We start from the raw sequence: 6,691 nt of genomic DNA on the forward strand, positions 1-6,691 counted from the left end.
TAATTAATGGAATATTTTAGAAATGGGGAGTTAGATGATGGAGGACGTTATATTAGAAATTAATAATTTGAGAAAGAGCTATGGTCCGAAGTCAGTGCTCAACGGTGTCTCTTTTGGGGTAAAACGCGGAGAAATCATCGGATATATCGGCCCGAACGGCGCTGGGAAAAGCACCACTGTCAAGATCATGCTTGGCATTGAAGATGACTATTCAGGACAGGTTTACATCTTTGGCCAGGATATTTCGGATGGAGATATCGAGTATAAGAGAAAAATTGGATATGTGCCGGAAATTGCTGAAGTGTATGATAACTTGACCGGCCAGGAATACTTAACCTTTGTTGGCGAATTGTATGGTCTTGATTCCGACCTTGCCAGTAATAAGGCAAAAAGCCTGATGGAGCTATTCGGCATAGGGGAAGTCTATCATTCCCGAATCGCTTCTTATTCAAAAGGAATGCGCCAAAAGCTTCTCATTATCTCGAGCCTGCTGCATGATCCGGAACTTCTTTTTTTCGATGAACCCATCAATGGCCTGGATGCAAATAGTGTCATGATATTCAAAGAAATCATGGCACAGCTTGCCGTACAGGGAAAAACAATTTTTTATTCATCACATATCATGGATGTGGTTGAAAAAATAAGCAGCCGCATTATTCTCCTGCATGATGGGAGAATCGCAGCAGACGGCACCTTTGACGAACTAAAGCAGCAAAATACGGAAGGTTCACTCGAACAGATCTTTAACCAGCTTACGGGATTCAGTGAACATAAAGAACTTGGTGCCCGGTTTGTTTCGGTTGTAAGGGAGATGTAGGGATGCAGGACTATCGCACTCTTAAACTATTGGATCATTTTGAGCGTGTTTTTAATAGCTTTGGCGTAGATTACAAGGTTATGAGGAAACTTCTGCAGGTAAAGCTGACGATGGATGGACGGCGCGTGCCCACCATTTTCTCGCAGAATGCAAAAAAAGAAAACAAAGAAAAAAATAATCAGTACATAAAATCTTTATGGGTTTACGTATTGTTCGGTCTGTTCTTAATTCCATTTGTGCTTATGGGGGACAATTACCTTTTCCAGATGAGCCTTTTTTATGGAATTTTCACCTTTTTTGTGATGACCTCCATGATTTCCGACTTCTCTTCGGTTTTATTGGATATCCGGGATCGAAATATCCTGTTTCCAAAGCCAGTCAGCCGAAAAACAATCAGCACGGCAAAAATGGTGCATGTCACGATTTATCTTTCTTTCCTTACCATTGCGCTTGCCGGTATCCCTTTGATAGTGGGACTATTCAAAAATGGGCCCTTATTTTTCCTCCTTGCTGCCGTGAATATCATTCTGATTGATTTATTGGTTGTTGGTTTAACCGCATTGATCTATTTATCAATATTGCGATTCTTTGATGGGGAAAAATTGAAAGATATCATCAACTATGTTCAAATCGGGCTGTCCCTGATGATCATGGTTGGGTATCAATTGCTTATACGTTCTTTTGAGTTCATTGACTTAACGGTCTCTTTTCAGCCTAAATGGTGGCAGGTATTCATTTTCCCAATGTGGTATGGCGCAAATATGGAAATGCTGTTGAAGGGGGCTTTCGAGCCGGTTTATCTTCTTTTTTCAGCATTATCACTCCTAATTCCGATCCTGTCCATCTGGATTTATATGAAATTTACCGGCACCTTCGAGCAAAGCCTGCAAAAGCTTGCTTATCAAGGAAAAGCCAAAGTAACGAAGCGGAATAAAGCGGGGCAAATCCTTCTTAACATCATTTGCCGCTCACCGGAGGAGAGAGCCTTTTTCCGCTTTGCCGGCAGGATGATGAAAAATGAACGGGACTTTAAACTTAAAGCCTATCCATCACTTGGTTTTTCCATCGTGATTCCGTTTATTTTTATCATAAATACTCTGCGTGAAGATTTTGCACAGCTATCTGACAGCAAGTCCTATATAACGATTTACTTTAGCTTGATCATTATTCCGACCATCATGATTCTTCTAAAGTATTCAGGAAAATATAAGGGGGCCTTTATTTACCGGGTTGCCCCTCTCAATTCATTAAAGCCGGTGTTCAGCGGCACCATCAAGGCATTCATTATTAAATTATATCTGCCAGTCTACTTTATGCTAAGTGCACTCTTCCTTTTCCTGTTCGGGGCAGGAATTCTTCCGGACCTTATCGCCGTATTTATCAGTGCCTGTCTGTACGCGGTCATTTGTTTTATGGTTTTAAAGAAAGCTCTGCCCTTTTCGGAATCGTTCGATGAATACAGCCAAAACGGAAATAGCGCCATTATCTTTGGATTGATGCTGTTTGTAGCATTACTTGCAGGCCTGCATTTCGCGAGCACTTTCTTGCCATATGGAATTTATCTGTATTTAGGGATATGCAGCATTGGTCTCGTAATTATTTGGAGGCTGGCTTTCAATGTTACATGGGAGCAGATTATCAAAGGGTGATTCCCTGGAGAGTTTAGAAGTACTGGATCAACCATTAAGCTGCCACTTTTGGCAGCTTTTTTTATCTTGCTTGCCTTTATGCACGTATTAAAGCCTTCAAAAAAATAGACATCCCGCGAAAGGATGTCTTCTTATGTTTTAATCAGCTGAACAAAAATTAACATGATAAATGATATTCCGATCATACACGCTACCCATAACCAGGCCATTTCCATATTGCCTGAATCAATGGCTACATAAATAGCTGTTGGAATCGTTTGTGTTTTCCCCGGAATATTACCGGCAAACATTAAAGTAGCTCCGAACTCTCCCAATGCCCTGGCAAAACTTAGAATGCCACCTGAAATAATGGCCTTGTATGAAAGAGGGATCGTGATATTCATAAATAATTGAATATCATTCGCCCCATCTACCCGAGCCGCATTTTCAATGTCACGATCAATCGCTTCAAAGCCTGTCTTGGCAGACTGATACATCAGAGGAAATGCGACAACCGTTGAAGCGATAACAGCGGCCCACCATGTAAACATAACTGGCTGTTTAAAAATAAACTCAATGAATTGGCCTGCAAAACTGTTTCTTCCAAAAATGACAATCAGCAAAAACCCTACAACAGATGGCGGTAATACTAATGGCAAAAGAAAAGCGGTCTCTGCAATGGCTTTTCCTTTAAATCTTTTATTTGCCATACCCTTCCCTATGATAACGCCAAGAATAATTGCCAATACTCCTGAGACAGCCGCAACTTCAGCAGATAATAGGACTGGTGACCAAAAATCAGTAGCCATATAATTATTTCAATCCTTTAAATCCATACTCTTTAAAAATATCCTTAGATTTTTCATTTTGAAGATAATCATAGAACAGCTTAGCTTCCTCTGGATGACTTGTATCCTTAATCACACCCAAAGGATAAATGATTGGATCATGAGTATTCTCCTCTGCCGTGTCCACTATGTTGACCTTTTCAGATATTAACGCATCCGTTTTATAAACAATTCCCGCATCCACATTATTTGTCTCTACATATGTAAGGACCTGGCGGACATCTTTGGCATACACTACTTTTTCTTCTATGTTGTTCCAGATATCCATTTTTTCTAATGATTCCTTCGCATATTTCCCGGCAGGAACCGACTCCGGTGTGCCGATGGACAATTTATCTGCTTCAGTGAGATCATGAAACGATTTGATCTTCGACCCCTTTGGCACCACTAGTACAAGCTCATTCTCGACCAAGTCAATTCCATTCTTTTCTTCAATCAGTCCGTCATTCACCAGTTTATCAAATTTATCCTCTGCAGCTGAAAAGAAAAGATCAGCGGGTGCTCCCTGGGAGATTTGCTGCTGAAGAGAACCTGAAGCTCCAAAGTTAAAGTTGATCAGCACATTTGGATGTTCTTTTTCGAACCTTGCTTCGATCTCCGTTAAGGCATCCTGCAGGCTTGCCGCTGCTGAAATAGTCAGTTCCACACTCTCTCCGGCTGCATCCCGCTGCTCTTCTCCTGTATTTTCAGACTGACATCCAGCCAATAATAAAAAAAGGACCATTGATGAAAAAAATAACAGGGATTTCTTTTTCATTATGTATCTCCTTCTCTGAATAGTTATATCTAGTAATAATTAATTATAACTACTTATAGGGACACTGGCGAATATAATCTTCCCCATCTAAAAAAAATCCTTGTTCCTGCCTTTTTATAATTCATAAGGTCATTAAGCGATTATGATACATCCAGGACAGGAAAAATCATCTATGAAACAAACTAAAAGGCAAGCACAGTTGGAGTGCTTACCTTTGTTAACAATGTGGAAATGTAATCTGCCCGCCAACAACTTATACATGTGAAAAAGATGGTTTCCTGATCAGCCTGTCAAATCTGGCACCCATCTTTTCAAAAAAGAATGACACTTTAATAACCAAAGTGATTAAAGCAGAGATTAAGTTGAAAAGCATGTACAAATACCTCCCACACTGAAATTTAGTGTTCTGGACACTAATGTTAGTGTTAGACTGAGCAGGAGTTTTTATTCTCTTATGAGTCCCGGACGGTCCTCCATTTGCGGGGGCTCCTCAAACCAGCCGTTTTTAATCTTGATTTTAATTCCCTCTTGGGCATAGAAGTAAATATCCTTCGCCAGTATCATGGATTTCATCGCTATATCATTTCTCAAGCTAAAGAATGCACCTGTACCGGATCCTACAAGGCTAAACCCATTGAGTATGTAAATGCAATGCATCATAAGTTTGTCGGAAAACGGAGGTACTGTCGATCTGGTTACCGTAGCCCCGGAGGTTGCTGAAAATTGAACATCACCCTCTAGGAGGATGTCTTCCATCATTTTTATTTGTTTCTTGGCAAGTTCTTTTCCTTTTAAAAAATATTTTTTGGCCTCTTTGTTTTGTGCACATTGTGCAAAACCAGTAATAAGCTGCATCCCAATATTGTTTGCTTCCATATTATGATGAAGAATCCCTATTTCAAGATCATTTAATGCCCTTTTATCGCCTGTCAGCTTAAAGCCGTCCATATACTTTTTTGACTTAATATATTCTATATTTTTTGGCATAGTAACTTTTGGGGGCAGCGATAGGATTCCTTTTTCAAGCAGATAAAAGGTCGAAAGCTTATAGATTTTTTGTGTTACAGTCGTGAGCCCCTCATAAATGGATAAAACCTTCTTATTGTAGGTCATATTCATATTCAGGGTGTAAAGCCCCATGCTAACTTCCTTTAATATACGAAGAAACATGATATCAAAACCATTATCGTATAATTTAGGGGCTTCTAAATTAACATCAGCTGAAGTAAATCCAACAGGCTTAACCATCCCTTGATCGGAGAAAAGTTCTTCCATATCTTTCACATAAAAGTTCAATTCCTGCCATAATCCCCCTAATATATTCCTTGCCTCCTGTTCATCTGACTTTTCGATAAAGTATTCCAAAAATCTCATAATTAAAGTTTTTTCCTGGTAGGTCTGCCATAGAGTCCCAATTTCAGAAACACTTAGCGGATTGGTTAATATCAAGTAAACAACCTCCTTCCATAATCCCCATTTTGACTATGTACAGAATTGATTAATAATTCTCATTCATAAATTAACCTGGATTGGAGATCTTATTCCTGATAAATGGAGTGTAGGTTATTTTCATCAATATCCGGCCGCCAGACAATCTTTTTGTAAATAAAAAGAGACGCGTTCCTTTACAAACGCGCCTGCTGGTATACCTATTAAAATATGTTTTAGCAAAAAAACCGCAGAATCCTTCTTACGCGCCATACAATCCGAGTCTCCCTGAACCTAAACTCTCAGCGAGCCGCGGAACCCCCTAGCAGCATAGTAGGAATCAGCTCCATTGTGATACACAAAGACCGTGTCGTAGCGGCGGTCACAGAAGAGAGCCCCGCCAAGTTTTCTGATATGAGCAGGTGTCTGTATCCAGCTCGATGTTTTCTTATCAAAAGCTTCAAGCTCCTGGAGCTCCCGGTATTGCTCTTCCGTTAAAAGCTCAACGCCCATGGCAGCTGCCATATCCATTACACTGTTTTCCGGCTTATGTTTTTTCCTTGCCTCCAGCGCTTCACGATCGTAGCAAAAACTTCTGCGGCCCTTAGGACTTTCTGCTGCACAATCATAAAATATGTATTCGCCCGTCTCTTCATCATACCCGGCAACATCCGGTTCGCCGGCCGTTTCTTCCATTTCATTCAGCGACCATAATTTCTCAGGATTAGCCTCAAGCTTAGCTTGTACATCTGCCCATACCAGCCCTTCATGCCTGTGCGTATTCTTCTCAAAACGGGCCTTCAATGTTTGCAGCAATTCATCTCGCTGTTCTGGTGACAGCGCCTTACTTCCCTGTGTCATATGAGTACCTCCCTTTTTTCTTCATTATAATATAATTATGACCCTAAAGGGCAGATGATAAAAGCAGGCGCCGGGTTAACCTTCCTGAAACTGTCTTCGGACTCAAGCCTGATGATTGTGTCTGAACCCCAACCAACTTCAGACTCAAACCCGACGTTTTCCCCTTCCTGTGTCTGAACCTTAACCAACTTCCGACTCAGACCTGATGATTTCCCCTTCCTGTGTCTGAACCTTAACCAACTTCCGACTCAGACCCGACGTTTTCTCCTTTCTGTGTCCGAACCTGCACCTACTTCAGACTCAAACACGACGTTTTCCCCTTCCTGTGTCTGAACCTTAACCAACTTCGGAC

At 40.9% G+C, this 6,691-nt stretch carries 6 protein-coding genes; 2 read left to right on the top strand and 4 right to left on the bottom strand.

Features of this window, described 5'->3' with window-relative positions; all coding sequences use genetic code 11:
* Positions 1-37 precede the first annotated feature (37 nt).
* Together CE058_RS15715 and CE058_RS15720 are read left to right on the top strand one after the other, a co-directional pair.
* Positions 38-817, top strand: coding sequence for an ABC transporter ATP-binding protein (locus CE058_RS15715; RefSeq protein WP_163143894.1), 780 nt, complete (start codon positions 38-40; stop codon positions 815-817).
* A 2-nt stretch (positions 818-819) separates the two neighbouring features.
* Positions 820-2,466, top strand: coding sequence for a hypothetical protein (locus CE058_RS15720; RefSeq protein ID WP_163143896.1), 1,647 nt, complete (start codon positions 820-822; stop codon positions 2,464-2,466).
* Positions 2,467-2,597: 131 nt separating this feature from the next.
* Here the strand turns inward: CE058_RS15720 and modB are convergent, their stop codons facing one another.
* The 4 genes from modB to CE058_RS15740 all read right to left on the bottom strand — a co-directional run bounded on the left by modB (position 2,598) and on the right by CE058_RS15740 (position 6,339).
* Positions 2,598-3,254, bottom strand: coding sequence for a molybdate ABC transporter permease subunit (modB, locus tag CE058_RS15725; protein WP_163143898.1), 657 nt, complete (start codon positions 3,252-3,254; stop codon positions 2,598-2,600).
* A gap of 4 nt (positions 3,255-3,258) precedes the next feature.
* Positions 3,259-4,050 (bottom strand): molybdate ABC transporter substrate-binding protein, encoded by a 792-nt coding sequence (gene modA / locus CE058_RS15730; RefSeq protein ID WP_163143900.1) that lies wholly within the window; start codon positions 4,048-4,050, stop codon positions 3,259-3,261.
* A gap of 444 nt (positions 4,051-4,494) precedes the next feature.
* Positions 4,495-5,499: a DUF3231 family protein gene (locus CE058_RS15735; protein WP_163143902.1), complete on the bottom strand. Its 1,005-nt coding sequence runs from the start codon at positions 5,497-5,499 to the stop codon at positions 4,495-4,497.
* A 273-nt stretch (positions 5,500-5,772) separates the two neighbouring features.
* Entirely contained in the window at positions 5,773-6,339 is a 567-nt protein-coding gene (locus tag CE058_RS15740) for a DUF4256 domain-containing protein (RefSeq protein ID WP_163143904.1), read from the bottom strand.
* Positions 6,340-6,691 lie beyond the last annotated feature (352 nt).

Source organism: Bacillus sp. 22-7 (assembly GCF_010628845.1).
GTDB classification, from domain to species: Bacteria; Bacillota; Bacilli; order Bacillales; family Cytobacillaceae; genus Cytobacillus; species Cytobacillus firmus_B.